This is a genomic window from Thermosynechococcus sp. HN-54 (assembly GCF_023650955.1).
Classification (GTDB): Bacteria; Cyanobacteriota; Cyanobacteriia; order Thermosynechococcales; family Thermosynechococcaceae; genus Thermosynechococcus.
Genome location: NZ_CP098039.1, coordinates 1,512,092 through 1,538,749 on the forward strand (window position 1 = coordinate 1,512,092; position 26,658 = coordinate 1,538,749).

The 26,658-nt window shown below is 53.1% G+C and carries 22 protein-coding genes and 3 pseudogenes; 12 read left to right on the plus strand and 13 right to left on the minus strand.

Annotated features, from left to right (window positions below; all coding sequences use genetic code 11):
* Nucleotides 1-83 precede the first annotated feature (83 nt).
* The 3 genes from NBE99_RS07335 to NBE99_RS07345 are packed head-to-tail and all read right to left on the minus strand — an operon-like array spanning nt 84 to nt 2,565.
* Entirely contained in the window at nt 84-1,334 is a 1,251-nt protein-coding gene (locus NBE99_RS07335) for an OFA family MFS transporter (RefSeq protein ID WP_250681456.1), read from the minus strand.
* Between the two features lie 3 nt (nt 1,335-1,337).
* The gene (locus NBE99_RS07340; RefSeq protein WP_250681457.1) at nt 1,338-1,493 is read right to left on the minus strand and encodes a DUF2256 domain-containing protein; all 156 of its coding nucleotides are present in this window, start codon (nt 1,491-1,493) and stop codon (nt 1,338-1,340) included.
* A gap of 22 nt (nt 1,494-1,515) precedes the next feature.
* Nucleotides 1,516-2,565, minus strand: a complete 1,050-nt coding sequence (locus NBE99_RS07345) for a GTP-binding protein (protein ID WP_250681458.1) — start codon at nt 2,563-2,565, stop codon at nt 1,516-1,518.
* Nucleotides 2,566-2,776: 211 nt separating this feature from the next.
* On the opposite strand from NBE99_RS07345, the gene pyk reads away from it, so the two are divergent.
* Together pyk and NBE99_RS07355 are read left to right on the plus strand one after the other, a co-directional pair.
* Nucleotides 2,777-4,561: a pyruvate kinase gene (pyk, locus tag NBE99_RS07350; protein ID WP_250681459.1), complete on the plus strand. Its 1,785-nt coding sequence runs from the start codon at nt 2,777-2,779 to the stop codon at nt 4,559-4,561.
* Between the two features lie 9 nt (nt 4,562-4,570).
* Complete coding sequence (locus NBE99_RS07355) at nt 4,571-5,524, plus strand: serine hydrolase (RefSeq protein ID WP_250681460.1); 954 nt, start codon at nt 4,571-4,573, stop codon at nt 5,522-5,524.
* Here NBE99_RS07355 and psaK read toward each other — a convergent pair.
* Nucleotides 5,501-5,752, minus strand: a complete 252-nt coding sequence (gene psaK, locus NBE99_RS07360) for a photosystem I reaction center subunit PsaK (protein ID WP_181494487.1) — start codon at nt 5,750-5,752, stop codon at nt 5,501-5,503. The genes NBE99_RS07355 and psaK overlap by 24 nt on opposite strands.
* A 95-nt stretch (nt 5,753-5,847) precedes the next feature.
* Between psaK and NBE99_RS07365 the strand changes: the two genes are divergently transcribed.
* Nucleotides 5,848-6,540: a phosphoribosylanthranilate isomerase gene (locus NBE99_RS07365; protein ID WP_250681461.1), complete on the plus strand. Its 693-nt coding sequence runs from the start codon at nt 5,848-5,850 to the stop codon at nt 6,538-6,540.
* On the opposite strand, the gene NBE99_RS07370 is transcribed toward NBE99_RS07365, so the two are convergent.
* A complete protein-coding gene (locus tag NBE99_RS07370; protein WP_250681462.1) occupies nt 6,490-7,224 on the minus strand; it encodes a DUF2993 domain-containing protein in 735 nt (244 codons plus the stop codon). The two genes, NBE99_RS07365 and NBE99_RS07370, sit on opposite strands and share 51 nt — an antisense overlap.
* Before the next feature lie 184 nt (nt 7,225-7,408).
* Here NBE99_RS07370 and NBE99_RS07375 point away from each other — a divergent pair.
* Nucleotides 7,409-7,666: pseudogene (locus NBE99_RS07375) on the plus strand (Uma2 family endonuclease); the annotation flags it as partial.
* Here the strand turns inward: NBE99_RS07375 and NBE99_RS07380 are convergent.
* Both NBE99_RS07380 and NBE99_RS07385 read right to left on the minus strand, forming a co-directional pair.
* On the minus strand, nt 7,663-10,221 hold the full coding sequence (locus tag NBE99_RS07380; RefSeq protein WP_250681464.1) for a DUF3536 domain-containing protein: 2,559 nt from the start codon (nt 10,219-10,221) through the stop codon (nt 7,663-7,665). The pseudogene NBE99_RS07375 and the gene NBE99_RS07380 sit on opposite strands and share 4 nt — an antisense overlap.
* 113 nt (nt 10,222-10,334) lie before the next feature.
* Nucleotides 10,335-10,724: a universal stress protein gene (locus tag NBE99_RS07385; protein WP_250681465.1), complete on the minus strand. Its 390-nt coding sequence runs from the start codon at nt 10,722-10,724 to the stop codon at nt 10,335-10,337.
* A gap of 154 nt (nt 10,725-10,878) precedes the next feature.
* On the opposite strand from NBE99_RS07385, the gene NBE99_RS07390 reads away from it, so the two are divergent.
* The 8 genes and pseudogenes from NBE99_RS07390 to NBE99_RS07425 all read left to right on the plus strand — a co-directional run bounded on the left by NBE99_RS07390 (nt 10,879) and on the right by NBE99_RS07425 (nt 19,946).
* Nucleotides 10,879-12,081: a phosphoglycerate kinase gene (locus NBE99_RS07390; protein ID WP_250681466.1), complete on the plus strand. Its 1,203-nt coding sequence runs from the start codon at nt 10,879-10,881 to the stop codon at nt 12,079-12,081.
* 408 nt (nt 12,082-12,489) lie between these two features.
* Nucleotides 12,490-12,816, plus strand: a complete 327-nt coding sequence (locus NBE99_RS07395; protein WP_250681467.1) for an HU family DNA-binding protein — start codon at nt 12,490-12,492, stop codon at nt 12,814-12,816.
* A 5-nt stretch (nt 12,817-12,821) separates the two neighbouring features.
* On the plus strand, nt 12,822-13,886 hold the full coding sequence (locus NBE99_RS07400) for a histidinol-phosphate transaminase (protein ID WP_250681468.1): 1,065 nt from the start codon (nt 12,822-12,824) through the stop codon (nt 13,884-13,886).
* 427 nt (nt 13,887-14,313) lie between these two features.
* A complete protein-coding gene (locus NBE99_RS07405) occupies nt 14,314-15,621 on the plus strand; it encodes an aminopeptidase P N-terminal domain-containing protein (RefSeq protein ID WP_250683703.1) in 1,308 nt (435 codons plus the stop codon).
* A 47-nt stretch (nt 15,622-15,668) separates the two neighbouring features.
* A pseudogene (locus NBE99_RS07410) lies at nt 15,669-15,977 on the plus strand (DNA methyltransferase); the annotation flags it as partial.
* A 395-nt stretch (nt 15,978-16,372) separates the two neighbouring features.
* A complete protein-coding gene (locus NBE99_RS07415) occupies nt 16,373-17,803 on the plus strand; it encodes a hypothetical protein (protein WP_250681470.1) in 1,431 nt (476 codons plus the stop codon).
* Nucleotides 17,803-18,711 (plus strand): annotated as a pseudogene (locus NBE99_RS07420) (AvaI/BsoBI family type II restriction endonuclease). Before NBE99_RS07415 ends, NBE99_RS07420 begins: the two are co-directional and overlap by 1 nt.
* A 638-nt stretch (nt 18,712-19,349) precedes the next feature.
* A complete protein-coding gene (locus tag NBE99_RS07425) occupies nt 19,350-19,946 on the plus strand; it encodes an EcsC family protein (RefSeq protein ID WP_250681471.1) in 597 nt (198 codons plus the stop codon).
* Here NBE99_RS07425 and NBE99_RS07430 read toward each other — a convergent pair.
* The 6 genes from NBE99_RS07430 to NBE99_RS07455 form a co-directional block, all read right to left on the minus strand.
* Nucleotides 19,943-20,977, minus strand: coding sequence for an AI-2E family transporter (locus NBE99_RS07430; protein ID WP_250681472.1), 1,035 nt, complete (start codon nt 20,975-20,977; stop codon nt 19,943-19,945). The genes NBE99_RS07425 and NBE99_RS07430 overlap by 4 nt on opposite strands.
* Before the next feature lie 6 nt (nt 20,978-20,983).
* On the minus strand, nt 20,984-21,679 hold the full coding sequence (locus NBE99_RS07435) for a DUF3153 domain-containing protein (RefSeq protein WP_250681473.1): 696 nt from the start codon (nt 21,677-21,679) through the stop codon (nt 20,984-20,986).
* 125 nt (nt 21,680-21,804) lie between these two features.
* A complete protein-coding gene (locus NBE99_RS07440; protein WP_250681474.1) occupies nt 21,805-22,440 on the minus strand; it encodes a peroxiredoxin in 636 nt (211 codons plus the stop codon).
* Between the two features lie 233 nt (nt 22,441-22,673).
* The gene (locus NBE99_RS07445) at nt 22,674-23,360 is read right to left on the minus strand and encodes an N-acetylmannosamine-6-phosphate 2-epimerase (RefSeq protein ID WP_250681475.1); all 687 of its coding nucleotides are present in this window, start codon (nt 23,358-23,360) and stop codon (nt 22,674-22,676) included.
* Complete coding sequence (locus NBE99_RS07450) at nt 23,357-25,948, minus strand: TIGR03960 family B12-binding radical SAM protein (protein WP_250681476.1); 2,592 nt, start codon at nt 25,946-25,948, stop codon at nt 23,357-23,359. Before NBE99_RS07450 ends, NBE99_RS07445 begins: the two co-directional genes overlap by 4 nt.
* 25 nt (nt 25,949-25,973) lie before the next feature.
* Nucleotides 25,974-26,654 (minus strand): hypothetical protein, encoded by a 681-nt coding sequence (locus tag NBE99_RS07455; RefSeq protein ID WP_250681477.1) that lies wholly within the window; start codon nt 26,652-26,654, stop codon nt 25,974-25,976.
* Nucleotides 26,655-26,658: the final 4 nt, after the last annotated feature.

Sequence of the window (26,658 nt, forward strand, 5' to 3'; positions counted from 1 at the left end):
CGTGCTGTGCTCGCTCCCTTTGCCGAGTTTTTGACCTAATCCTAGTGCAAAACTGCTGCTAGCGTATCAGATTGATTCGATTTTTATTCTTCTGCTGGGGAGGTTTGTGGATCGGGCTTGAGGAAAGTGGCCGCCAAGACAATGCCCAAGACTGCAAGGGCAGCCAACAAATAAAACAGGGCACTGTAGCTGCCTAGGCGATCGCGCACTTGACCACTGACAAGGGTACCTAAGAGGGCGCCAACCCCATAGGCGGTAAAGACAACGCCGTAGTTTTTGGCATAGTCAGCGGGATTAAAGAAACGCAGCGTTAATGTGGGGGCGATCGCCAGCCATCCCCCCAAGCAAAACCAGAGAAGGGCAAAGGCCACCAAGAAATGCGCCACGTCCCCCACCGTTGCCGTCGTCATGATGAGGCTGGCCGCTAAGACACAACTAAACATGGTCATACCGACATACCGCGGTGGCCAGCGATCGCTCAACCACCCCATGAGGGGACGACTGAGGCCATTAAAGAGGGCAAATAATGACACACTGGCAGCAGCAGCTTCAGGCGAGAGACCAATGACCTCTTGAGCCACGGCGCCAGAGATGCCAATACTGCTCAGGCCAATGAACGTCCCGAGGGCATAGCAGCTCCAAAGGGCATAGAATGACCGACTCCGCAGCAGCGAGGGCGGATAATGGGCAACCCGTGCGGAGGTGGGAGTTTGGGGCAGCATCTGTGCCCAACCCGCAGGGGGAAAGCGCATTCCTTGGGCACACAGGACAATGATGACACCAAAGGCAATTCCCAAAATTTGCAGTGCCGTGCGGACTGATGTGGCTTGAATCAAAGCATTGGCCAAGGGAGCAGTGATTAGAGGCGAAAGGCCAAAACCGACAATCGTCGTCCCCACCGCGAGTCCTTTGCGATCGGGAAACCAAGCGGCCACCACAGCCATTGGAATACCATAGGTGATCCCCACCCCCGTACCAGCAATGACCCCGTAGCTCAGTGTCAACATCAGACCCGAATTGGCGATACTGGCCCCCAGATAGCCCGCAGCTACCACCAAACCCCCCACCACCGTCAGTCGGCGACTCCCCAAACGGGGTAAATAAGCCCCTGTAATCGGCATCAGCAGGGCATAAAACATCAAAGCCAAGGCATAGGGTAGAAGGCTAGCGGTGGCACTTAGCCCGAGTTCGGCGGCAAGGGGGGCACGAAAGATACTCCAGCTATAGACCGTGCCAAGGCATAGCAGGATCAGCATCCCCAAAGGAATCAGAAACCAGCGCCCCCGTTGGGCGGGCTGACCAAAGAGTTTGAGCGTCTGCACTTGCTGAGTCATCGGTTAGGTTTGAGACTGGGAACGGCGTCGCCGACAGCGATCGGAACAGTACTTCACCTCCTCCCAGCAATCCGCCCACTTTTTGCGCCACTGGAAAGGACGCCCACAGACGACACAAACTTTGCTGGGGAAGTCCGCTTTGCGACGTTGCTTGGCCATAAAGAGGTTTTTAGGTCAGGTTCTACGCATCAGTGACACAGGCAGCCAGCTGCGCCCGCAGGGTCTGATGATCCAAGTTTTGACCAATGAGAACCAGTTGATTTTTGCGATCGCCTTTCCATTCCTCATCATCGAGGCTAAAGCGCTTACCACTGAGGTGAAAGACGTGGCGGCGGGGACTTTCCTTAAACCAAAGGATGCCCTTGGCACGAAAGACGGATTCGGGTAGCTGGTGGTCAAGAAAATACTGGAATTTCCGCAGTTCAAAGGGGCGATCGCTCTGGAAAGACACGGAAGTAAAGCCATCCTCCTCAAGGTGATTGGAGTGAGGGTGATGAGGATGGTCATGCTCGCAATGTTCGTCACACTCATGGTCGTGGTCGTGATCAGGGTGCTCTTGGTCTGCCTCAGGATGGAAGTAGCGATCGCTCTCAAACAGCCCCACACTCAAAATCAAGGGCAGGGGCACTTGTGCCTTCACCGTGCGGATGATGCGTGCCCCCTCCCGCATCTCCTGAATTCGCCGTTCTAACTCCTGCAAGCGTTCCTCAGTCACCAGATCTGCTTTGTTGAGGAGAATAATGTCACCGTAGGCAATTTGGCTTTGGGCAGCGCTGCTATTGAACAGATCAAGACTAAAGTTCTCCGCATCCACCACGGTAATAATTGAATCCAAACGGGTGAGATCCCGTAAATCTGTTCCTAAAAATGTCAGTGCCACCGGCAGCGGATCCGCGAGTCCCGTTGTTTCCACCACCAAATAGTCCACCTTGTCAGGACGTTCGAGCACCCGATAAACCGCATTCACCAAGTCATTGTTGATGGTGCAGCAGACACAGCCGTTGTTGAGTTCCACCATGCCGTCATCGCTGGCCACCAATAGCTCGTTGTCAATGCCAATTTCACCAAATTCATTGACGAGCACCGCGGTTTTTAGCCCCTCTTGGTTGGTCAGAATATGGTTGAGGAGCGTGGTTTTGCCACTGCCGAGGAACCCCGTAATAATCGTCACGGGCAGGCCGTGCTTTTGTGCTTCCATTTTGGTGGCTGCGGGAAGGGGAGAGGTCGTCATAGGCGGTGTATCACGAGCAAGAATTGTTCTCAAATTATAGCTGCTGCCCCTCGCTCAAGGGGGGAGCGATCGCTGTAGGCTAGAAACAAGCCCCCATTTTGATTGATAGCCATTGCCGTAGGACAGCGCCCAAAACGGCACTTTGCGCACCCCCATATCAAGGGTTCGACAAAATACGGTAACCTGTTGGAGCTTAACGATTAAATTGAATATGTCCAACCAGCCGTTGCAACGACGCACTAAAATTGTCGCCACCATTGGTCCAGCCGTCAGCCACCCCGACAAACTGCGCGCCATTATCCAAGCAGGAGCGACCACTCTGCGCCTGAACTTTTCCCATGGCACCCACGAGGATCACCAGCGCAGCATCCGCCTGATTCGCCAAATTTCCTATGAATTGGGGCAACCTGTGGGCATTTTGCAGGACTTGCAAGGCCCCAAGATCCGCCTTGGGCGGTTTGAACATGGCTCCATTTCCCTCAAGCGGGGCGATCGCTTTACCCTTACGAGTCGCCCCGTCATGGGCAACCAGCACATTAGCTCAATTACCTATCCCCCCTTGGCTCAAGAGGTTCCCGCCGGCGCCACAATTTTGCTGGATGATGGCCGCGTTGAAATGGTTGTTGAAGAGGTAGATAAGGAGGCGGGTGAACTCCACTGTCGGGTTGTTGTCGGGGGCACGCTCTCCAATGCCAAGGGAGTGAACTTTCCGGGGGTTTACCTCTCGATCAAAGCCCTCACCGAAAAAGATCGGGAGGATCTGATGTTTGGCCTCAATCAAGGGGTGGACTGGGTCGCCCTCAGCTTTGTCCGCAATCCCCAAGATGTGCTGGAAATTAAAGAACTGATTGCCAAGGCGGGGAAGCAGGTGCCGGTCATTGCCAAAATCGAAAAGCACGAGGCGATCGAGCAGATGGATGCCATTCTCTCCCTTTGTGATGGGGTGATGGTGGCACGCGGCGATTTGGGGGTGGAATTGCCCGCTGAAGAAGTACCCATTCTGCAAAAACGGCTGATTGCAGCGGCAAACCGCTTGGGGATTCCTGTGATTACCGCTACCCAAATGCTGGACAGCATGGTAAAAAGCCCCCGCCCTACCCGCGCTGAAATTTCCGATGTCGCCAATGCCATCCTCGATGGTACCGATGCGGTGATGCTCTCCAATGAAACGGCGATGGGTGACTATCCCGTCGAAGCAGTGAAGATGATGGCCACGATTGCGGCGCGCATTGACAACCAACCCCAACTGCGTCAACCCCCCCTTGCTGACCCGATGACGGTGCGTTCAATTCCCAATGCCATTAGCCAAGCGGTGGGACAGGTGGCCGCACAACTCAATGCCAAGGCCATCATTACCCAAACCAAGAGCGGTGCCACTGCCCGCAATGTTTCCAAGTTTCGTCCCCAAATTCCGATTTTGGCGGCAACCCCCCACATTGAAGTGGCACGGCGGTTGCAGTTGGTGTGGGGTGTAGAACCGCTGCTGACATTGGATCATCCCTCGATGCGGCAATCGTTTCAGGCAGCCATTAATGCGGCGCAGGAGCGGGGCTTCCTTGAGGAGGGCGATTTGGTGGTGATGACGGCTGGTACCCTCCAAGGGGTTTCTGGCTCCACGGACATGATCAAGGTGGAACTGGTGACATCGGTAATGGGGCGCGGCTGTGGCATTGGCCATGGGTCGGTGAGTGGCCCCGCACGGGTGGTGCGCGAAGGGATGCCGGTGCGCACGTTTAATAGTGGGGAAATTTTGGTGGCAGAGCGCACGAGTGCTGAGCTGGTGGAAGCCATTCGCAAAGCAGCAGGGATCATTACCGAAGAGGACAGCCTGACGAGCCATGCGGCGGTCTTGGGATTGCGGTTGGGCATTCCTGTCATTGTGGGCGTCAAAAATGCCACCCGACTGATTCGTGAGGGCACGATTCTGACGATGGATGTGGAACGCGGCTTGGTGTATTCCGGTGCCCGCAATGGCATCGAGCGATCGCCCGAGTAGGAGGGGTAGATGCTTTTTTTTCAAGTCAATCCCTATCTCACGGATTTGCTGACCCGTACCCTCCAAGCCACATGGCAACAGTTTCCTTGGCTGGGACAAGAGGATATTGCCCTCACTTTACTGGTGTATCCACCGCCGGTTCCGGTGAATACGGGGGGTGCCCTCACCGCTGCGGAATTTTGGCAGTATCAGATTCCCGGCGCCCATTATCGCGGTGATGTGCTGATGTACCCAGCCAGTGTGGTGAAGTTGTTTTACCTGGTTGCCTGTCATGAATGGCTCCACAGTGGCATGCTTCAGCCCGATGTGGAATTGGAACGCGCCATGCGGGATATGATTGTGGACTCTAGCAACGATGCCACGAGTCTTGTTGTAGATATGCTCACGGGAACCACCAGTGGGCCGGTGCTACCGCCGGAACCTTTTCGCACATGGCAATATCAGCGCAATATCGTCAATCGCTATTTTCAATCCTTAGGGTGGCCAGAGCTAGCGAATATCAACGTGAATCAAAAAACGTGGTGCGACGGCCCCTATGGGCGCGAGCAGGAATTCGTGGGGCGCGATCGCCAGAATGCCAATCGTCTCACAACCAATGCCACTGCCAAGTTAATCCATAGTATTGTCGGCGGTGTTGCCGTCTCTGCCAGCGCCAGTCAAGCGATGATGGAACTGATGGAGCGATCGCTGGATCCAGAACTTTTAGCTGAAGATCCGGAAAACCAAGTGCAGGGTTTTTTGGGGGAAGGGCTACCTCAGGGGGCAAAGCTGTGGTCAAAGGCGGGACTCACCAGTTGGGTGCGCCATGATGCGGCCTATATTGAACTACCCAATCATTGCCCTTATACCTTGGTGGTCTTTATGGAGAATCGCACCGCCAGTACAAATACAGAGGTACTGCCCTTCATTTCCCGTCAGATTGCCAGTGGCATTCCCACCCTAGAGGGCGCCGGAGTACTGTAGGCCACTGACGACACCCGCCGCCAAAAGGTGACCAAAGCTAGTAGTGGCTAGCAATTCCGGCAGGCCAAAGCCCTCAAAGAGGGCGGGCAAGGAAATGGGTAAAGCGGGACCTTTTCCCCGCGATTGAATGGCATAACGGCCAATGGCGATCGCAAACAGGTTGCAGAGGATCACCACCAACCCCACAGACGGCGTCCAAGTGGTATCGGGGAGTGTGGCTAACACCATGGTTCCTCCTAAATGGGTACAATTGCCCATGAATTATACGGAACGGCTTGATCGCCCACCGCCAGTTCTTTACAAAATGGTGCATCTCGTTACAAATGCTTAACTCAACCATTCCTACAAAAATTGCCGTCAAAATTTGTGGCTTGACCCTCCCAGAGCAAGCAATTGCGATCGCCCAAATGGGCGTCAGCGCCCTTGGCTTTATTAGCGTTCCCCATTCGCCGCGCTACGTCCCCGCCGCAACCATTGCCGAGATCTGTCGCCAGTTGCCCAGTTCAGTGCTCACCGTCGCTGTAGTAGCCAATCTTAATTTAGACGCCTTAGTTAATTTAGTCACAACCACGGGAGTGCAAGCGGTACAGCTGCATGGCAACGAGTCTGCTGCATTTTGTCAACAGGTGCGCCATGCCCTGCCCGATAGGGTACTCATCAAAGCCCTGCGGGTGCGATCGGCAGCCACCCTCGCAGAGATTCCCGCCTATGCCCCAACTGTGGATCGCATTCTCCTAGACGCCTACCACCCGCAGCAGTTGGGGGGTACAGGCCAGCCCTTTGACTGGACATTGCTGAAAGAGTTACAAGTGTCTTGCCCTTGGTGGCTGGCGGGGGGGATTACGCCAGAAAATTGCCGCCAAGCGATCGCCCAAACCCAACCCCAAGGCATTGATCTCGCCAGTGGTGTGGAAATTCAGCCGGGGGTCAAGGATCTAGGGCGTGTGGCCACCTTGCTCCGCAACTTAGGGATAAATGCAGAGCATCCCTCGCACCCTGAGGGCAGACGGTTCTAGGTGCAACTCTTGAAGAGCGACCCCTTCGCCTAAGTCAATGGTGATACCGGGGTGAATGTGATTTTCGCCCTGCCAGTGCACCTGTTCTAAACAGAGCGTCCGTTCATCCTGCAAGCGCACATGGGTCGTGAGATGCCAATCGGCTTGCTCCCCTTGGGCATTCAGCATCGTGAATATCAGGTTGAGGCAGCCTGAAGCCAATTTTCCCTGTGTACGTACCAACTGCCACTCCTGAAGATTGACCCGCGGTTTTCCGAGGCCTTGGTGATCGAGCAGTTTCAGGAGTTCCCGTAATCCCGATTGCAGCAGTGGCGCTGCTAAGGAGGCCTCTAAATCCGCTTGGCTGAGAACCAGCTCCCCCCGCACCGGCACCGGTGCCAACAGTTTCAGGGGTTTGCCCCGCAAAACTTGCCCCAAATTAATCTGAATCTGTTCTGCCTGGACTGCCGCATGGCGCACTTGAATCCCCCGATAATTAGCCAGCGTTGCGGCAACGCGCACGTGGGGCAAGTACCCCCGCAAAATCTGGCGATCGCCCCCTTGAATTTCAATTTCCAAGCCAGTTGCCTGCTCCAACTGCGAAGATAACCACCAGTGCAACGCCGGTTGCAAGACCCGTGGAATGAGTCCGCGTTCAGAAGCGGCACCGAACGCCTCAGCCATTTCGGGCGACGTTAACGACATACGTACTCCTCACACACTTTTTGGATCCACTCCTCCTAGGATACCTAGGCCAGCCTATGGGGCTAGTTCGCTGATTTTAACGAAACTGGATGTTGGTTTGGTTTGGTCTTACCAGCGGCAACTTTCCTAATCTGTTAGAACGGGGATAGTGGAAACACGATGAGATGCTGCTCAGCCATGCTAAGAGGGATTTGTCCCCCTCTGTCCCGATTTTGTGATTGAACTGCGCTCTCCCAGTGCTGATCTGCGGCCACTCAAGGCACAAATGCGTGAATATCAGGAGAATGGTCTGCAACTGGGGTGGCTGATTGACCCCCAACATCAACGGGTGAAAATTTACCGTTCTGAAGCACCCCCTGAAGTCGCGATCGCCCCGCGGCACCTCTCTGGGGAAGATCTCCTTCCCGGATTCGTGCTGGATTTATCCGACAGTCTTGCCTAGGAAGAGAGGGCAACCAGCAGGTGGGGATCAACCTTAAGGCGGGTGGCTAAGGCTTGCAGGTGCCGCCGATCGCCCTCCGTGAGCCGCTCTCCATTCTGGCGGAGATCTCCTATCAGGGCATAAAGCTGCTCCTGTGCCCGATCTAAATTGAGGTTCAACCCCAAGGCATCCCCTACGGTGATCAAATTTTGGAGAAGCGGACTCAATTGCGCTAGAGTATCACTGTCCAAATGGTGAGTTAGATAGCGCAATCCTGTGCAGACCTGTTGCTCTAGGAGCCGCTGCTGTTCCTGAAGGCTGAGATGACAGCCCAAAAGTCGTGCCTCACGGGCGATCGCCGCCAATTCGGCCAGATGGTTTTGCAAATCCGCCAAGGGTAGATCACCGAGATCGCTGAGATCTTGCTCCAAATATCGCAGATGGCTAATCGCACGATGGGTTAGAGCGACAGCCGCTGCCACTTGCAACTCCTGGGGGACACTGAGGCCATCCCGTTGAAAGCCCATGAGGATGCCATAGTTATCTCGATAGACTTGGGTATAAAGCTGATCCAAGCGGGTCAGGGTTTCCCGTGCCAGCACTCCCATGAGGCGGTGGCGTTCCTCAGCAAAGAGATCGTCCAAGCTGTAGGCCACCCCCCCAAAGCGTTCCGTAATCGCCATCACCACCCGCGCCGCACTGCCCTGTTGGAAGGCTTGCAGCAGATGGGTCTTGATCTGGCTATATTCCCGTCGCCCTTGGAAGGGTTGAATGGCACAGTGGAAGTCCCAGCCCCCCAAGTGCAAGACAGCAAAAATCAGCAGTTGTGACTCGGTGGTAATCGTCGAGGTGAGTTGAATCTGGCCGATCGCCAGCGTTAGGCTTCCCATGCGTTGGAGATGGTAATCCCCCTGCTCGATCTCATAGCAGTAGAGCTGGTGTTGGCGAGGATAGCTGTTAAAGAGGGAACTCATGGCATAGTGGGCGGCCACCTGCTGCAAGCTAATTTGAGCCGTTTTCACCAATTGGTGATAGACTGCTGCCCCATTGCCAAACTGGGGGACATTGCTGGGAGCAGCTGCCAGACGCTCAACAAACTCAGGTTCCAACTGCACCCCTGCCACATCTCCCGCAAGTTCGATCGCCCGTGCCGCATAGCGGAGAATTTGCACCCCCTCTGGCCGCGAGAGTTCATCAAAGAACCAGCCACAACTGGTAAACATGAGCAGGGCATGGTGCTGCATCTCCAGCAGGCGCAGGGCATCAATTTGCTCACTTTGACTCAGAGGGCGGCGTTGGTGTTTCGCCAAAAAACGATGCAGAGTCTCCGGCGAGCGATCGCTAATCACCTCAATATAGGCATCGCGGGCTGCCCAAACATCCTGAAATAGCTCACTGCCAAGGGTTTCGTAGATGTCAATTAGCTCATCCCGCAACCAGTTCAGCGCCTCCCGCAGGGGGCGTCGCCACAGTTGATGCCACGCACCCCCACCCCCACAGCCACAATTGTCCTGCCAGCGATCCACCCCATGGGCACAACTCCACGCCGTGACGGGTTTGAGTTCCACCTCCCATGTCGGGGGAAACAGGCTGAGGTAATAGGCAAAGTTAGTGATCTGCCAGCCCCGCTGGGGAATTTCCACCTTGAAGGCATAGGCAAGGGCTTTTTCACCCCCATACTTGTGATGGCCAAAGGTCTCGCCATCGGTGGCCACAGCAATGATCTGACTGGGGCGATGATCGCCGCGCACGGCCTGTCCCAAGCGTCCCGCTAGAAATTGCGAGCTAGTGAGCAGGTCACTAAAGCCCATGTCCCGCGAAATTGGGCCATCATAAAAGAAAATGTCGAGGTAATCTCGCTGGCGATCGCCCCCCGGTAAATAGCAGCGATAGGGACGGGTGGGATCAATTTGGCTACCACTGACTTCGATCCACTCGGCTTCTCCCTCCGCAAGAATGGGACGACAGCGTTGGGCTTGGGAGGGTGCCAAGATCGTGAAGCGAATCCCCTCCTGAATCAGTGCCGCCACCGTTTCATAGTCAATGGCCGTTTCCGCGAGCCACATCCCCTCCGGTTCGCGACCAAACCGCCGCCGAAAGTCCGCCTTGCCCCAGCGAATTTGCGTGAGTTTATCGCGATAGTTGGCCAAAGGCAAAATCATGTGGTTATACACTTGGGCGATGGCGTTGCCGTGGCCATTGAAGCGCTGACAACTGTGGCGATCGGCCTCAATAATCCGCTGATAGACCTCCAAATCGTAGCGCTCAAGCCAACTAAAGAGCGTCGGGCCAATATTGAAGCTCAGGTATTCAAAGTTGTTGACAATATCAATGACCTCACCGCGATCATTCAAAATCCGGGCAAAGGCATTGGGGCGATAGCACTCGTAGTAAATGCGCTCATTCCAATCATGGAACGGCTGGGCACTGGGTTGGTGTTCAATGGCGTTGAGATAGGGATTTTCGCGGGGGGGCTGATAGAAATGGCCATGGATGGTGATGTACACCCCTAAGGCTTGCAGTTGATCGGCGGCAGGGGCAGAAGCAGTAGGCGTCACATCTGTTGAATTCAGCATGCAGATCAACCACAAGACAACACGTTAACTTTCTTTGATCATCGGCGATCGCCCCAACGGCTAGGCCGCCCGTGAGGAAACTTTAAGCTCCGCAAGATTCAGTTACGCAGCGCCTAGGGCACCACCAACACCGGACAGGGCGCCAAATTAATCACGCGGTTGCTGACACTTTCCTGAAATCCCTCAGGGGTTAGCCCCGTGCCGCGGCAGCCCATAATAATTAAATTGGCATTGATTTCATCGGCCACATCACAGATGACAAAGGCCGGCTTGCCCCGACGCAGTAGGGTTTCCGCCACAATGGACTGTTGGGCAAAGGCCTCCTTAGCACGATTCAAAAATTCTGTAATGGCGGCTTCTAATTCTGCATCTGGCTCAGGGCTTTCCTCCACTGATAGCAAAAACAACCGACTCTGAAACAACTTCACCATCTCCACCACAGTGGGCATGGCTTCTTGGGCATCACGGCTACGATCAATGGGAAAAAGAATGGTTTTGAACATCGGTTTCACCTCATTGGAATCAAGTGGAAGGGCACGCCCTTGGGTAGAATGAGGGTCAGGTGAGGGTTCTGTAACGGGTCACTCCATCGCTGGCTGGGATTACTATGCCCCTAGTACTATCATCCATGTTTTAACGCATTTAGGAGGCTCTAGCGTGTCTAAAAAATCTGTAGCACAGTTATCGGCTGCCGACTTAGAAGGAAAGCGTGTCCTCGTACGGGTGGATTTTAACGTTCCCGTTGATGAGAATGGCGTCATCACCGATGATACCCGCATCCGCGCCGCACTTCCCACCATTCAAGACCTGATCAGCAAAGGTGCCAAAGTCATTCTGGTCAGCCACTTTGGCCGTCCCAAGGGCGTGGATGATAAACTGCGGCTGACTCCCGTGGCACAGCGGCTCTCGGAACTGCTCCACAAACCCGTGGCCAAGCTGGATGACTGCATTGGTGATGCCGTGGTCGCCCACACCCAAGCAATGGCCAATGGCGATGTCTGCCTTCTCGAGAATGTGCGCTTCCATCCGGGCGAGGAAAAAAATGATCCTGAATTTGCCAAGCAGCTGGCCGCCTGTGCAGAAGTCTATGTCAACGATGCCTTTGGCACGGCGCACCGCGCTCACGCCTCCACTGCGGGGGTGACGCAATACCTCAGTCCCTGCGTTGCTGGTTTTTTAATTGAGAAAGAATTGGAATATCTCCAAAATGCCATCGAACATCCCCGCCGTCCCCTAGCCGCCATTGTGGGGGGGTCTAAAGTCTCCTCTAAGATTGGCGTGATTGAAGCCCTTTTAGAAAAAGTGGATAAATTGCTGATTGGCGGTGGCATGATCTTCACCTTCTATAAAGCACGAGGTCTCAACGTGGGCAAATCCCTCGTAGAAGAAGACAAGCTAGAGCTAGCCAAACACCTTGAAGCCAAAGCCCAAGAAAAAGGCGTGGAGTTACTCCTGCCGACAGATGTGGTGGTAGCCGATAACTTTGCTGCCGATGCCAATAGCCAAGTCGTGAGTATCGACGCTATTCCCGACGGCTGGATGGGGCTAGATATTGGTCCTGCTTCTGTCCAGCTTTTCCAAGAGGCTCTCAAAGATTGCAAAACAGTGATCTGGAATGGCCCAATGGGGGTGTTTGAGTTTGATCAATTTGCCAAAGGCACGGAGGCGATCGCTCGCTGTTTAGCTGATCTGACCAGTGAGGGGGTTTCCACAATTATTGGCGGTGGCGATTCCGTGGCTGCTGTGGAAAAAGTGGGCGTTGCCGATCGCATGAGCCACATCTCCACTGGTGGGGGAGCGAGCCTTGAACTCCTCGAAGGCAAAGAACTTCCTGGTATCGCCGCCTTGGATGATGCCTAGGGGATGGATCATTGCCAATACGCTGTGATCAAATCATCTGAATCGAAGCATTAAATTCATTAAATTTGTGAATGCCCCATCGTCTCATCCATGGGGCTTTTTTGTTCTCTGAGGCGATATTCAGGCCTTGGGACGCTGCAATTTGTTAATTTTTCTAACAACTGTCACTGCCCCAAACCATCCCTGCAAAGAGGATAGATAGGCTAAAAAGCTGATGAATCAAGGGTTTGAGGGATTTCTAATGGATAAAAGTGCCTGAAAACCACATATCTTAAAGGTTTCAGGGTTCCAGTTGGGGGCTGGCTATTCTAGAATGAGGCTTGAAAGCAAGCAGAGGCAAGGGTTTCGTGCCTTTCACCCATTTGTTACTCAACTAACAACCTTTAATGTTTCTGTGGAGTTATCCCCATGAATAAAGCTGAACTCGTGGATGCTGTGTTTAGTCGTGCCCATAGCACCAACAACGTCACCAAAAAGCAAGTCGAGGCCATTATTTCGGCCACCGTTGAGGAAATCATGGAGGCCGTGGCCAAGGGCGAAAAAGTGACACTGGTGGGCTTTGGTGCCTTTGAACCGCGGGAGCGCAAAGCCCGTGAAGGACGCAACCCGAAAACCAAGGAAAAAATGCAAATTCCCGCGACCACAGTGCCGGCATTTTCAGCGGGCAAGCTCTTTAAAGAAAAAGTGGCTCCACCTACGGCGCCTGAAGCGGCGGCCAAGGGCAAGAAAAAATAGGCTGAATGCCTCCTCGCCATGGTGGCAATTTAGTTTGGGCGGCAGCGATCGCTGGCTGTGCTCCCCATGAGATCTTGGATTTCTCTGCCAGCCTCAATCCTTGGGGGCCTCCTGACTCAGTGATAGCCGCTCTTCAGGCTGCGCTGCCCACGATTCGTGACTATCCTGATCCCAATTGCCGTCCCTTGGTGGATGTCCTTGCCACCCTGCATCAACTACCGAGGGATTATTTTTTGGTGGGCAATGGTGCGGCTGAGTTATTGACTTGGGTAGGTCGCGAGTGTGGCGATCGCCAGCAGATTTATCTCATTACTCCTGCCTTTGCCGACTACCGGCGGGCACTGGCGGCTTTTGCCCGTCCGATTGTGCCCATTCCCCTAGCACAGGTGCAAAGCGGCTTTGGGGCGATCGCGCCCTCCCTAACACCTAAGGATGCCATCCTCATTAACAGTCCCCATAACCCCAGCGGACATCTCTGGTCCCGGCATCAGCTTCAGCCCTTGCTAGAGACGGGTGCCTTAGTGGTCGTGGATGAAGCCTTTATGGACTTTTTGCCGCCGGCGGCGAGCGAGTCTCTCATAGCGGCTGTGCCTGAGTACCCCAATTTAATCATCCTGCGATCGCTGACGAAGTTCTATAGTTTAGCGGGTCTGCGTCTTGGGTATGGCGTGTCCTCTCCAGAACGTTGGCAACGTTGGCGATCGTGGCGGGATCCTTGGAGTGTGAATCGCTTGGCGATCATTGCAGGGGTGACGGCTTTGGGCGATCGCCCCTTTCAGGAACAGACGTGGGCATGGTTACCACCAGCCCGTCATGTCTTTGCGGAGGCCTTAAATACTGTCCCCGAACTGAAGGTGGTGACCGAGAGCAAGGCAAACTTTCTACTCGTCAAAGCAACCGACTCCATTTTGCCCCTGCAAACCTACCTTCTCCAGCAGCATCGCGTTTTGATTCGTGATTGTTGCAGCTTTCCCGAATTGGGCGCTTCTTACTTCCGAGTGGCCGTGCGCCGCGACAGTGAAAATCAGCGACTGCTTGAGGGTTTGCGGGCTTATTACCAACGCCAGTAGGAATTGCATCCCCCAAAGCCAAGGTGGTATAGTAGCGATACTTAAGGGGGCGTGGCGGAATGGTAGACGCTGCGGACTTAAGCAATTGAGCCTTAGTAGAGAAATCTATTAAGTGAACGCTCTCAAATTCAGGGAAACCTACGTTTGTCGCAAGACAAATATGGCAATCCTGAGCCAAGCCGTTTCTCAACCCCAAACTAGAAACGGAAGGTGCAGAGACTCGACGGGAGCTACCCTACCGTAGATCTTCTACGCGGGTAAAGGGAGAGTCCAATCCTCAACACCTAAGGGTGGTCGCGAAAGCGACAGGAGGATGAAAATCCGCTGACCTTAAACAAGTCGTGAGGGTTCAAGTCCCTCCGCCCCCACCAAATCAATTCTCAAAGGGTCGTCATGTGTGGCGTCCTCACCCTTTTTTGAAGGCATGATGAAGGCAGAGTATCAGCGGCGGCGGCAGCAATTTTTAGAGAAGTTAGGCAGCGGTGTCGCTGTGTTCTGTAGTGCCCCGCGTGCGGTCATGCACAATGACGTGGACTATAACTTTCGCCAAGAGAGTAACTTTTACTATCTCACAGGCTTTAACGAACCCGAGGCAGTTGCCGTTTTTGCACCGAACCACAGTGAACATCGGTATGTGCTTTTTGTCCAGCCCAAAGATCTCAGCCAAGAAATCTGGACAGGGACACGCCTTGGGGTGGAAGCCGCCAAAGAAGAGTTGGGTGCCGATGTTGTATATCCCATTGGGGAGCTAGAGCAGCACCTGCCTCGTTATTTGGAAACGGGAGACCCCCTGTACTACCACTTTGGCCACAACGAGCACTTTAATCAGCTGATTGTTAAACATTACCAACGGCTTTTAGCAACCTTGCCAAAGCGGGGAACCGGACCGCGGGCGATCGCTGATCCAAGCATTCTTTTGGCACCGATGCGGCAAATTAAATCAGCAGCAGAACTAGAGTTGATGCGGCAGGCGATCGCCATCACTGTTGAAGCCCATCAGCGGGCGCGGGAAATTGCTGCCCCTGGGCGCTGGGAATATGAGATTCAAGCCGAGATAGAGCATGTGTTTCGCCAGCAGGGTGCAGATGGTCCTGCCTACCCTTCCATTGTCGCTTCAGGACCAAATGCCTGTGTCCTTCATTACACAGCAAACCAACGGCAAATGGTGGCGGGTGACTTGCTCCTGATTGATGCTGGCTGTGCCTATCGTTATTACAACGCCGATATTACCCGCACTTTCCCCGTCAGTGGCCAGTTCACAGGAGAACAAAAGGCGATCTATGAAATTGTTCTAGCTGCCCAAAAAGCGGCCATTGAGCAGGTGCAACCGGGGAATACCTACAACCAAATCCACGATGCAGCGGTACGGATAATCGTTGAGGGCCTAGTTGACCTTGGCCTGCTGCGGGGAGCGATTGACGATCTCATCAACGAAGGCAAAGACAACAATACCCAGAAATATCGCACCTTCTTTATGCATGGCACCGGTCACTGGCTAGGTCTCGATGTCCATGATGTCGGTCTCTACAAGCACAACAAGGAAACATGGGTCACCCTGCAACCGGGTCAAGTACTGACAGTGGAGCCAGGAATCTATATTCATCCCGAGGCAACTCCTGCCGAGGGTCAACCTGAGATTGGCGATCGCTGGCGCGGCATTGGTGTGCGCATTGAAGACGATGTCCTCGTCACAGCTGACGGCTACGAAGTACTGACAGCGGCTGTGTCCAAATAATCAACAGCAGGAAGTCCTTTAATTTAGCCCTTGCCAAACAAGTCCCAGTGGAAAAAACTGTCAAATCCAAACGCCGCGTTCAAGACCACGGTGAAGTCGTGACCCCGCAGCACATCGTGGGAGCCATGCTAGATTTAGTCAAGCTAGAAACTGAACGCATTGACTCCCGCTTCTTGGAACCCGCCTGCGGCACGGGGAATTTCTTAGTTGAAATCCTTGCACGCAAACTGCGGGTGGTCGAAGCCCGTTATGCGAAAGTTCAGCTTGAATATGAGCGCTATGCCGTGCTGGCTGTCTCATCACTCTACGGCATTGATATTTTAGAAAATAATGTCCAAGAGTGCGGTGAAGTATTGGCGCTGCCGCGGATTGTCAAACAGATGCTTGACCTATTCCCTCCCTCATTATCCAGTGATCTGAAGGGATTCTTTCTAGACTCCGTGCTACAAAAACGGCGTTTCCTGACGCGAAATCACCTAGCGGCTGGTTCAAGACGCTAGATGTCTAACCACCAAGAGCACATTAGTCAGATTATGAGAAATCAATTCTTTTACATCGCTATTACAGAACTGACAGCCCAGATGACGAGCTGCACACTTTATAGCTTGAGTAGTTTCACAGAACCACTAGCAGTAAATACTTCGTTTGCACTGCTTTTGAGACACAAGATAGCAACATCCGGTATTAGACCGTGGAAAATACTTGGCAAGCAGAAAGCTAGTCTTGGGAGAGAACCCGTCTGATAATCTTTATGTTGAATCAAGCTAACATTTCTCATGTCTTGACAAACGAGCAGAACATTAGTCTGAGCGAAGTAGGCCGCTTGGATAAACAACTGTTTCAACAGTTCGAAGATAAATTTGTCGTTCAGCCTTCACTCTCTCGGCTTCTAGTCAGTTTTCAAGCTAATAAAACTAGGCCTGTTTATCGCTGGTACAAGTTCAAGGAAGCATTCTCAGCTTCTTTGGTCGAGCATCTATTTCATAACTATGGCATTAACGCAGGTAGAATCTTAGATCCTTTCGCGGGCAGTGGAACAGCTTTGTTTGCCGCAAGTGCAATGGCTATAGAGGCAGACGGTATCGAATTGTTGCCTATCGGGCATGAACTCATTATGGCCAAACAAATTCTAGATGCTGAGTTCACTCCCGAAGACTTCGAGAGATTGCGCCAGTGGTCAGCGCTAAGGGTTTGGGAACAGTCAGAGATTAGCGTTCCCTTGCCAGAGCTGCGAATCACAAAAGGAGCCTATCCCGAAAAAACAAAAGAAGCCATCGAAAAGTATATGGGTGCGTGCCAACACGAGAATAGCAGAGTGCAATCTGTCTTGCGCTTTGCTTTACTGTGTGTACTGGAGTCCGTCAGTTTTACTCGAAAGGATGGTCAATACCTTCGGTGGGACTATCGGTCTGGGCGTACACAGGGCAGAAAGATTTTCGATAAGGGCGAAATCCCAGAGTTTAAACAAGCTATCTGTGAAAAGATAAACGAGATTTTAGAAGATGTATCACCCAATCATCAAACAACTGTGTTTCCTGTTGAAAAACTTCAAGGTCAAATCTGTTTGTATGATGGTTCATGTCTTCAATTATTGCCACAACTACCTGATAGCACCTACGATGCTATTGTAACCTCTCCGCCTTACTGTAACCGCTATGACTATACGCGCACCTACGCGCTGGAACTTGCGCTGTTGGGTATAGATGAACAAGGATTGTCGCGACTTCGCCAAGAGATGCTTAGTTGCACAGTGGAAAATCGCGAAAAAGACTTGTTGAGCATTAATCCGCAATGGAAAACAGCGTTGGCTGCTGCTAATGAGCAGGAACTATTACAAGCCATCCTGAGATACTTGGAAGACCAAAAAGCGCAACATACTTTGAACAACAACGGAATTCCTAGGATGGTCAGGGGCTATTTTTATGAGATGGCTTGTGTTATCGCCGAATGCGCGCGTGTTCTGAAACCAGATGCACCGTTGTTTATGATCAATGATAACGTCCGCTATGCAGGGGCTAGCATTTCGGTAGATATGATCCTCTCTGATATTGCAGAGAAATTAGGCTTTTATATTGAACGTATTCTCGTTCTTCCAAACGGCAAAGGTAATAGTAGTCAGCAGATGGGAGAGCACGGGCGGGAAGTCCTACGCAAGTGCATTTACATCTGGAGAAAATCGTGATGTCTTCGCCCCCATACCGAAACCACCTTCAATCTAGCGGTAATCTCGTCACGAGTTACGAAGCCACGCGAGCAGGCTTTGTCGCTCTTGCGCTCGAAAAGAACCGTCGCTCTACGCCTCATGTCGCCGAAGCAAGGGCATTGCAAGAAGCTGCGTCAAGGGCTAAAAGAGCTGCTGACTTGCTGACCATTAGGGGCATAGAAGCAGGCCTTCTCATGGCAGCGGGATTATCTAACAAGGCCCTAGTTCATCTACAGCCAGAAGCCATAAATGGCCTCATCAAGAATTTTCTTGAGCCAGCGGGAGAGAAATTTGTTGAAGAATTGGTGTTTAGGTTTCTACTGATACGTGGCGACGCGCTCGGCGGGTCAATGCGGAACGTTGGTGGGGTCTTAGCGCAGAGAAAACTTACCCGCGCAATCATTTCAAGACTGGCGATAGCTGGCATTGGTTACAGGTGGCAACATTCAAAGACCAGACAGTGAGTTGACATGACTGACGACGATTCGGAAATCGAGTTGTCTTTGCGCGGCCTGAGCTGGAAAAGCGGGGATAAGTCGCGTACCTTGATTTACAACTTGACTGTCCCTTTGGTGAAGAACAATGTGGATATCTGTTTGTTCAACCTTAGTCCCGATAAGTTGCAGGCCACAGAGTATAAATCGGCTATGTCTTATATCGCACTAGGAGAACTCAAGGGGGGCATAGACCCAGCAGGCGCAGACGAGCATTGGAAAACCGCGCGAGCAGCCCTTGATCGTATTCGTAAAGCATTTTCTAAAGCCAAGCATTCTCCCTATCTTTTCTTTATAGGTGCAGCGATCGAGAAGAAAATGGCGGCCGAGATATGGGATCAATTGGAAAAGGGATTGCTCACCAACGCCGCAAATCTGAACGGGCCCTATTAAATTACGTCGATTTGTAGTTGGGTATGCGAATTATAGTAACGAATGCCAAAATCGCACACATTTTAGTAAGTAAATAGGCCCTGTTGCAAAACCAGTCAGAGGAGCAAGTCATATTATCAGACATTGCCTTTGAAGTGGGGCGAGCTGGCTTACTATGGTTCCAGATGTGGTTCTTGTACCACCTTGCTACCTTTGGTGCTGATGACGTATCAACTCCTAGATGCTATTCGTAAAGCAGTGCTGCAAGGCGAGTTGCCTGAGTTTGACTTGAACGAGTTTTTTGCCGCTGAGAACTAGGGCAACGAAACATGCACCGAAATGAGACTGCATTGGGGTGAGCGGAGTATCTGGCAAACTCATATTTATTGGTCACACTCATGATTCCTCAGGGCGGCGGCTTGATTCACAATCTTGACAGTGTAGGGGTGAAAAATTGCCAAGGGGGCGATCGCCTCCCTCTGAGCTTTCAGATTCATCCGTTCTGCCCAACGCCTTAATCAACAACTTTTATCAAAATTTACATTTTTAGATTGTCGTTCAATTTTGGCTGTGGTAAATTTGCCCTAACGTCATCACTTAAATTTCTTAAACCTATGGCCACAGCGTCAGCGTCTATACCCCATCGGTTGCTCAACCTCATGCTTCCTGCTATTCAAGATGGTCGAGAATGGGGATACCAATTTCTCTGTGATTCTCGCTGGGGTGGCGATCGCGATCGCATGGCCAATCATGCCATTTATGAAGCCACTCTTTGGTCAGTTGGCTCTGGTGTGACCACTGGCGCGATGGGTTGGTTTGGCCTGCCCTTAGATGTTGGCTATTTTTATTACGCTCAAATTAAGCTAGCCGCAGCCCTATTCACAATCTACGGTTTGGACCCAGAAGATCAGTCTGTTCTGATGATGCTAATTGCCGCTGCTTTTGGGGTTACTGCCGCTGAACTGGCCAATTACTTTGGCACCCAATTTTGTCAGCAAGTTTTCAACACCTTTGCTAGGCGTTCAGCACAAAAAAACCTAGCTAAATTGCTTTCAACTGTGCTGCAACAGCTACCGCGTCCTCTCTTCCGACAGATTGTTGGCAGGGTTTCAAGCAAAAGTCTGGCTCTCCCTGCGCGGGCCGTTCCCCTTGTGAGTGGCGTGATTAGCGGGGCTACGAATGCCGTAATGATGAACATTTGCGGTCATGGGGTGTGTACAGTGATCAAAACGTTTCGATCTCCCGCCGTCAGTTAGGTGTCTTCGACAGGCTCAGACTCTAGGACGGTTTTCAGCGTTGCAGCTAGGGGAATCGCCAACAAGATGCCCAAGAAACCCGCCACCCGTCCGCCAATAAGTAGAGCAATAAACTGCCAGAGGGGATTGAGTCCCATCAAGTCCCCCAGTAACTTCGGGGTGAGCACATTGTCCTTAATTTGCTGCAAGACCACAGCAATTACGAAAATATTCAAAGCCAGCCACGCATCCTGAAAGAGGATGAGCAGTGTCACTAAACCAATGCCCAAGGTGGCCCCCACGACAGGGATAAGCTGGGCAACACCAATAATCAGGGCAAAAAGAAAACCAAAATTGACCTTGAAAGCGACCATAAAGGGAATGAGGGCAAGAAACATAAACAGCCCCAGAAAAAGTTGCGCTGAGAAAAAACTGCGAATATTGAGACGCAAGGAGGAATCCACCACCTGTCGCCAAGGCTTGGGCACCAACTTCATGAGTCCACGCCAAATCTCACTGCCATAAAAGAGCATATACACCGTCAAGATCAGCACCAGTAGCACATCAACAAATTTAGTCAGCGTTGTAATAGCAACCCCGGGTAACATGGTGGCAATCCCTTTGAGCTGGATCGTCAGCTCTTCCATCAAATCATTCACCCCCACAGGAAAGCGGTAGCGGTGCAGCAGTTGATCTAGATGGCGTAAATTCTGATTGCCCGTATCCGCCAACTCTGGCAGTTGATTCAGGAGTTCTTCCGCCTGTTGAATGGCAAGGGGGAGCAGCAACAGCATCAAGACACTGACCACCAAAAGGGTAATCAGTAACACAAGGGCGATCGCATTCCGCCGCCGCAAACCACGAGCACAGAGGCGAATTACCACCTGATTGAGCAAAAAGGCCAAAATGGCGGCAATGACCAAGATATTAATCGGGTATTCAAAGTAGAGATAAACTTGCTCCGCCACCCAGAGGTTGAGGACAATCAGAGGCCCCGCTATTAAATAGGCAAGATACCGTTGCCACCTCTGCGGCGGGCCAGACCATCTCATGGGACTCTAGGTTGAATGACTCCTAGGCAGGCAAGTGCGCAACCAGCTGCCCAACACCAGCAAGCCAACAATGGCCAATGTACCCCACCCCAAGGGACTCGGATACCAGTAGGCGGCTTCGAGGTGATTGAGATAGCCTGGCATCAACGTCCAAGTCAGGCGATCGCCCTCCTGCTGAACATGAGGATTGACCACGGTATCAGCAGTAGTGGCTGGACACTCAATCGGGCGTGCCCCCCAAGGGGTTTCTAGGGCAAGTTGAAACTTCAGGAGCGACTGCGGTGCCACGAGAACAGCTTGATCACGGGACTCAATGCCCAAGGGGCGCAGGTCAATGTCATAGCGAAAGCGCTCCCGCACAAAGAGCAACAAGTTCTGGTCAAAAATATCTGCCTCAGCAGTGACTTGGGGAAGATAGGGCACACCACCAATGCGGTTGAGGACGGTGGCCAATTGCTGGCTGGTGTCAAAGGGAATCGTCACCTGAAGATGGGTTTTATCCCGTTCCTTGACCGCTCCCCCCAAGCGGCGCGCCTGCTGAATCACCTGTTCTGTAAAAGGTAGATCGGGTTGGGGCAGCGTCAGCGTGTAAGTTAGGCTCCCCCCAGTTTGTCCCTGATGCTGGATGACCATATCTGCTTGGACGCATCCACTCAAACAGACCACAAGGGGTATCAAGAGCCAAAGTATCCAGCGCTGCATTCTGCCTCTATTCCTTTCCTTGGTTTTGCTATGCAAGATTATCCTATCTTGGGATGCTGCTGAGGCACAAAAAAACACCCCGAACAGCTCAGGGTGTTGCCATTACTTGTCTAGGCTAATCTAGGCTATTTGTTGGGTTGAGGTGTCAAGCGCAGATAGGGCTTAACGGCATTGAAGCCCTTGGGAAACTTCTGCTTTGCTTCTTCATCGCTGAGGGAAGGTACAATCACACACTCTTGACCCTCTTGCCAGTTGACGGGGGTGGCCACGCTATAGTTGTCCGTCAGTTGCAGCGAATCAATCACCCGCAGAATCTCCGCAAAGTTACGCCCCGTGCTCGCGGGATAGGTCAAGGTCAGGCGCAGGCGTTTTTGGGGGTCAATGATAAAGACCGTGCGCACCGTCAGGTTGTTGAGGGAGTTGGGGTGGATCATGTCGTAGAGGTTGGAGACTTTTCTATCCTCGTCTGCCAAAATCGGATAATCCACCTTGACATTGTTGACTTCTTCAATATCTTTAATCCAGCCGAGGTGAGACTCCACACTATCCACACTCAAGGCCAAGGTTTTGACATTACGCTTCTCAAATTCTGAGCGTAACCGCGCCACTTCGCCCAGTTCTGTCGTACAAACGGGAGTGTAATCCGCTGGGTGGGAGAACAAGACAACCCAGCTATCCCCTGCCCACTCGTAGAAGTTGATTTCTCCCATGGAGGAGGCTTGGGTAAAGTTGGGTACGACATCCCCAAGTTTTAGGCTCATAGATGGTGGCTCCTAGGTTAACGACTGTATCAGTAGTTACGAATTCTATCTTGCCACAAACTCTCGTTTATCGGTCGGAATATAGAGGAAAATATACAAACCGATACGCTTCTATAGGGTTAGACTTGAGAATTTTGAATGGCAGAGTCTTTTAACCCTGCTTGAGCACTATGCAAGCATCGCCTTGGCAAGACGACAGCTAGTTGTCTAACAAACTCCACGTCGCCCCTCTTTTAGAAAGGGTCTGTGTTGGTTTCTAGCGCCTGAACATACTGCTGCACTTTGAGATCAATACCGGTGATGTCGGTACCGACAACGACTGCCCACGCTCCTAGGCGCAAGGCGTTTGCGGCCATGGTTGGACTGGCAATCCCCCCTTCACAGAGAACGGGCACGTTGAGGTGTTCCACAAGCTGACTCAGGAGCGACCAACTGGGGGGTGGGGTATGCACCGTGGTTTCGGTATAGCCAAAGAGAGTGGTGCCCACCCAATCGGCACCCGCAGCAACCGCCGCTTCAGCACTTTCAAGGGAGTCAATATCGGCCATGACGGGCTTGCCCAGTTCATCATGAATTCGCTCAATCAAGTCCTGTAGGGGTTCAGGGCGCGATCGCGCTGTGGCATCCAGAGCAATCACATCAGCACCTGCTGTGGCAACGGCCACTGCATCGGTAAAGCGAGGCGTAATATAGACGGGGTACTGGGGCAAAACCTGCTTCCAGAGGCCAATAATAGGCACATTTACCGCTTGGCGCACCGCCTGAATATGGGCTGGGGTATTGATGCGAACAGCCACTGCCCCCCGTAAAACAGCAGCTTTTGCCATGGCTGCAATGATCTCTGGGACAGCTAAGGGAGAATCGGCAGGAGCTTGGCAGGAGACAATCAGACCGCCGCGAATTTGCGTTGCTAGGTTCATGGTGTTTCGAGGTGCAATTTCTGACGGGCGATCGCCCCCAGTTCTAAGGAGTGACCACTGACCTTCTCTAGTAAGTAAAGACAATGTTCTGGCCGCAGCAACGTGCCATCGTTGCGACAGACCCCCGTGTAGATCAAGCTCACCATTGGCCAGTGGTCTTGGTGCTCATTGAGATGAATTTCGAGCAGGCGATCGCGCAAATTCACCACTTGGGTTTTCCCTGACTTGGTGGTTAGCTCATAGAGAATTTCAAGTGTGGCTCGCAAGTCCGCTAACCAACGTTCCCAAGTCTCTCTATCCACTGGCTTAGGCGTACGGATCAGCAGCTCATAGGTGGCCGCCCGCAGGGCTTGACTAGCCGCTGGTTCACTTAGGGGCACCACTTCACAGGTGTAAAGGGGCACATCCGCCGGTAGTTGTTGCCGCAATTGCTCCAGCACCGTTTGCGCATCCACCTCGCGGTAAAATTCTAGATCCACAATTTCCCCATAGCTTGTCACGCCGAGGGGCAAGGCACTGGCGGTGGAGATGCGCGGTGAAGGATGAAATCCCCCCGTAAAAGCAATGGGTAAGTGGGCACGGCGTACTGCCCGCTCAAAGAGGCGCAGCAGGTCTAAATGGCTGATGAGCGTCATTTCCCCAGTTTTCCCAAAGGTGAGGCGCAGACGTTGCACCCGTTCTTGGGGGGCTTGGGGCTGACCCTGAATGGGCGGAATCGGTGGGGGCGGCACCACCACGTTATGGCCAAAGTCAATGCCACAGACGCCACAGTGGGAGCAGCCCTCAAAGGAACAATCGGGAACAACAACTGCTTCTAGGGCACGGTGCAAGTCTTCCTTCAGCCAAGTTTTACTAATGCCGGTATCAATGTGATCCCAAGGCAGGGGAGCATCGAGGTTGTGGCTGCCACCGCTAAAGACATTCCACTCGCCCGCTTCCAGTTGGCGGTATTTCCAGTCGAGACCGGCTTCTTGAATGGCTTGCGTCCAAGCGGCATAGGCGCGATCGAGGCTTTCCCACCAAGAATCTTCCCGTGCCCCCAATTCCCAAGCGCGGCGGATCACTGGCCCCAGTTGGCGATCGCCCCGACCGACAAAGTCTTCCATGGCGGAGATGCGCACATCGGTAAAGTTGGCCTTTAGCCCCTTAATCGTGCGACATTCCGCCTTCAGTAGCTCCTGTTTGCGCAGAAACTCACTGGTGGAGACCGCGTGCCACTGGAAAGGGGTATGGGGCTTGGGGGTAAAGTTAGAAACGGTCAGGTTAAAGCTCAGGGGTTTGCGTCCCTTGATCCAGCATTCCCGCTTTAGCCAACGGATGGTTTCAGCAATGCCCAAAACATCGGCATCGGTTTCCCCCGGTAGACCAATCATAAAGTAGAGCTTGACCTTATCCCAGCCCTGTTCGTAGGCGGTTTTGACCCCCCGCAGTAATTGCTCATTGGTCAGACCCTTGTTAATAATATCCCGCAGCCGCTGCGTTCCCGCTTCCGGGGCAAAGGTGAGTCCCCCTTGGCGCGTGCCACCGACAATGTGGGCAATGTTTTCATCAAAGCGATCCACCCGTTGACTGGGGAGCGACAGGGAAATGTTTTCGTTTTGCAGGCGGTTTTTAATTTCCACGCCCACGGCGGGCAAAGCCAAATAGTCGGAGCAACTCAACGACAGCAGCGAAAACTCGTTGTAGCCCGTGGCGCGCATCCCCGTTTCAATGGCGGCAATCACCTCCTCAGGGGCGACATCGCGAGCAGGGCGGGTCAACATCCCTGGTTGGCAAAAACGGCAGCCCCGCGTACAGCCTCGGCGAATTTCCACCGTCAGGCGATCGTGGACGGTTTCTACGTAGGGCACCAAGCCAATGGCATAGTGGGGCATGGGAGTGGCCACCCGCCGTAAAATGCGCTCGGGTACATCGGGGCGATTGGGCGTGACAGCGCCATTCCCCTGGCGATCGTAAAACTGCGGCACATAGACCCCCGGCACCTGTGCCAAATCCAGTAGCAACGCCTGCCGACTCAACCCGGCTCGTTTGCCTTCCGCCACCACGAGGCCAATCTCCGGCAACAGTTCTTCCCCATCCCCAAGGGCAAAAAAGTCAAAGAAGTCAGCATAGGGTTCCGGGTTTGATGTCGCTGTCTGTCCGCCGGCAAAGATGAGGGGAATCTTTTCTAGGGGTGCCTGTTGTCGCTCTCGCCAAGTCAGGGGTAAGCCGGCCAAGTCGAGCATTTCCAGAATGTTGGTGGCACCCAACTCATAGCTGAGGCTAAAGCCAATGAGGTCAAATTCCCGCAGGGCACGGCGGGATTCCACGGCAAATAGAGGCGTGTGGGTGGCTCGCAATTTAGCAGCCAAATCAGCCCCCGGTAGATAGGCGCGATCGCAGAGTTGATCGGGGACGGCATTGAGAATGTTGTAGAGAATAAGGTGCCCCAAGTTCGAGGCGCCCACCTCATAGATTTCCGGATAGCTGAGCACCCAGCGCACCGTTGCGTCCTGCCACGGCTTATGAACTGCACCTCGCTCATTGCCCAAATAGCGAGCAGGTTTGAGGATGTCTGGGGTGAGCAACTCAGTAATCGGAACAGGCATGACTCATGAACCCAATTGCAAACATCTAGGGCAGTAAAAAACGAGATTCCCCAGTGGGCATCGGGCGGGGGGGGTCGGGGGGCACCAAAAGTCCGGCACTGCCGGGTTGCGGAACTGGGGGGAGAACGGTGGGGGGTCTGGGTGTTGGTTCTGGCAGCGTTGTCTGGGGTTGGGGACGCTGTGGTGTGGTAGTGGGTAACCCCGCTTGCTGGGCGTAGAAGGTGGCCAGTGTGCTCACCAAGGCATCCCGTTGTTGACGATTGAGTTGGCGAATGGCGGCAATATCCCCTTCCATTGGGTTGACTGTCAGGTAAGAACGTCCCGGATAAGTTTCTGCCCGCAGGAAGTCATTGAGGCCGAGATAGTCGGCAAGGGAAATTTTCCAGTCCAAACGGTAGAGGGGCGATCGCCCTTTGACAGTGGTGTGATAGACAATGAATCGCTCTAGGAGGGTACTCTCCGGCGCGGGCTGACGATTTTCTTGGCGGATGTAGTGATTCTCCTTCGGGAAAGCGGGCAACTTCGGATAGAGGGTTTCCGCCACCAAGCGGGGGTTAATGAGAATTTGACCAGTGGCATCGGGCAAGTTGGGGTCAGATTGCGATCGCCCCACACTCCAAGCGCTGCTCAGAGGCAACCACAGGAGTGCCAGCAAGCAGCCCCATATTACCCAGCCCAAAAACGTCCAGCCCCGTCGTCTCCCCATGGCG

Excerpts from the sequence above, each read along its gene's own strand:
- NBE99_RS07355 (WP_250681460.1), top strand. The coding sequence starts at position 4,571 with ATGCTTTTTTTTCAAGTCAATCCCTATCTCACGGATTTGCTGACCCGT.
- NBE99_RS07445 (WP_250681475.1), bottom strand. The coding sequence starts at position 23,360 with ATGAACCTAGCAACGCAAATTCGCGGCGGTCTGATTGTCTCCTGCCAA.
- NBE99_RS07415 (WP_250681470.1), top strand. The coding sequence starts at position 16,373 with ATGTTGAATCAAGCTAACATTTCTCATGTCTTGACAAACGAGCAGAAC.
- NBE99_RS07380 (WP_250681464.1), bottom strand. The coding sequence starts at position 10,221 with ATGCTGAATTCAACAGATGTGACGCCTACTGCTTCTGCCCCTGCCGCC.
- NBE99_RS07335 (WP_250681456.1), bottom strand. The coding sequence starts at position 1,334 with ATGACTCAGCAAGTGCAGACGCTCAAACTCTTTGGTCAGCCCGCCCAA.
- NBE99_RS07385 (WP_250681465.1), bottom strand. The coding sequence starts at position 10,724 with ATGTTCAAAACCATTCTTTTTCCCATTGATCGTAGCCGTGATGCCCAA.
- NBE99_RS07440 (WP_250681474.1), bottom strand. The coding sequence starts at position 22,440 with ATGAGCCTAAAACTTGGGGATGTCGTACCCAACTTTACCCAAGCCTCC.
- NBE99_RS07370 (WP_250681462.1), bottom strand. The coding sequence starts at position 7,224 with ATGTCGTTAACGTCGCCCGAAATGGCTGAGGCGTTCGGTGCCGCTTCT.
- psaK (WP_181494487.1), bottom strand. The coding sequence starts at position 5,752 with ATGGTGTTAGCCACACTCCCCGATACCACTTGGACGCCGTCTGTGGGG.
- NBE99_RS07340 (WP_250681457.1), bottom strand. The coding sequence starts at position 1,493 with ATGGCCAAGCAACGTCGCAAAGCGGACTTCCCCAGCAAAGTTTGTGTC.
- NBE99_RS07430 (WP_250681472.1), bottom strand. The coding sequence starts at position 20,977 with ATGAGATGGTCTGGCCCGCCGCAGAGGTGGCAACGGTATCTTGCCTAT.
- NBE99_RS07345 (WP_250681458.1), bottom strand. The coding sequence starts at position 2,565 with ATGACGACCTCTCCCCTTCCCGCAGCCACCAAAATGGAAGCACAAAAG.
- NBE99_RS07450 (WP_250681476.1), bottom strand. The coding sequence starts at position 25,948 with ATGCCTGTTCCGATTACTGAGTTGCTCACCCCAGACATCCTCAAACCT.
- NBE99_RS07365 (WP_250681461.1), top strand. The coding sequence starts at position 5,848 with ATGCTTAACTCAACCATTCCTACAAAAATTGCCGTCAAAATTTGTGGC.
- NBE99_RS07405 (WP_250683703.1), top strand. The coding sequence starts at position 14,314 with ATGAAGGCAGAGTATCAGCGGCGGCGGCAGCAATTTTTAGAGAAGTTA.
- NBE99_RS07400 (WP_250681468.1), top strand. The coding sequence starts at position 12,822 with ATGCCTCCTCGCCATGGTGGCAATTTAGTTTGGGCGGCAGCGATCGCT.
- NBE99_RS07425 (WP_250681471.1), top strand. The coding sequence starts at position 19,350 with ATGCTTCCTGCTATTCAAGATGGTCGAGAATGGGGATACCAATTTCTC.
- NBE99_RS07435 (WP_250681473.1), bottom strand. The coding sequence starts at position 21,679 with ATGCAGCGCTGGATACTTTGGCTCTTGATACCCCTTGTGGTCTGTTTG.
- NBE99_RS07395 (WP_250681467.1), top strand. The coding sequence starts at position 12,490 with ATGAATAAAGCTGAACTCGTGGATGCTGTGTTTAGTCGTGCCCATAGC.
- NBE99_RS07455 (WP_250681477.1), bottom strand. The coding sequence starts at position 26,654 with ATGGGGAGACGACGGGGCTGGACGTTTTTGGGCTGGGTAATATGGGGC.
- pyk (WP_250681459.1), top strand. The coding sequence starts at position 2,777 with ATGTCCAACCAGCCGTTGCAACGACGCACTAAAATTGTCGCCACCATT.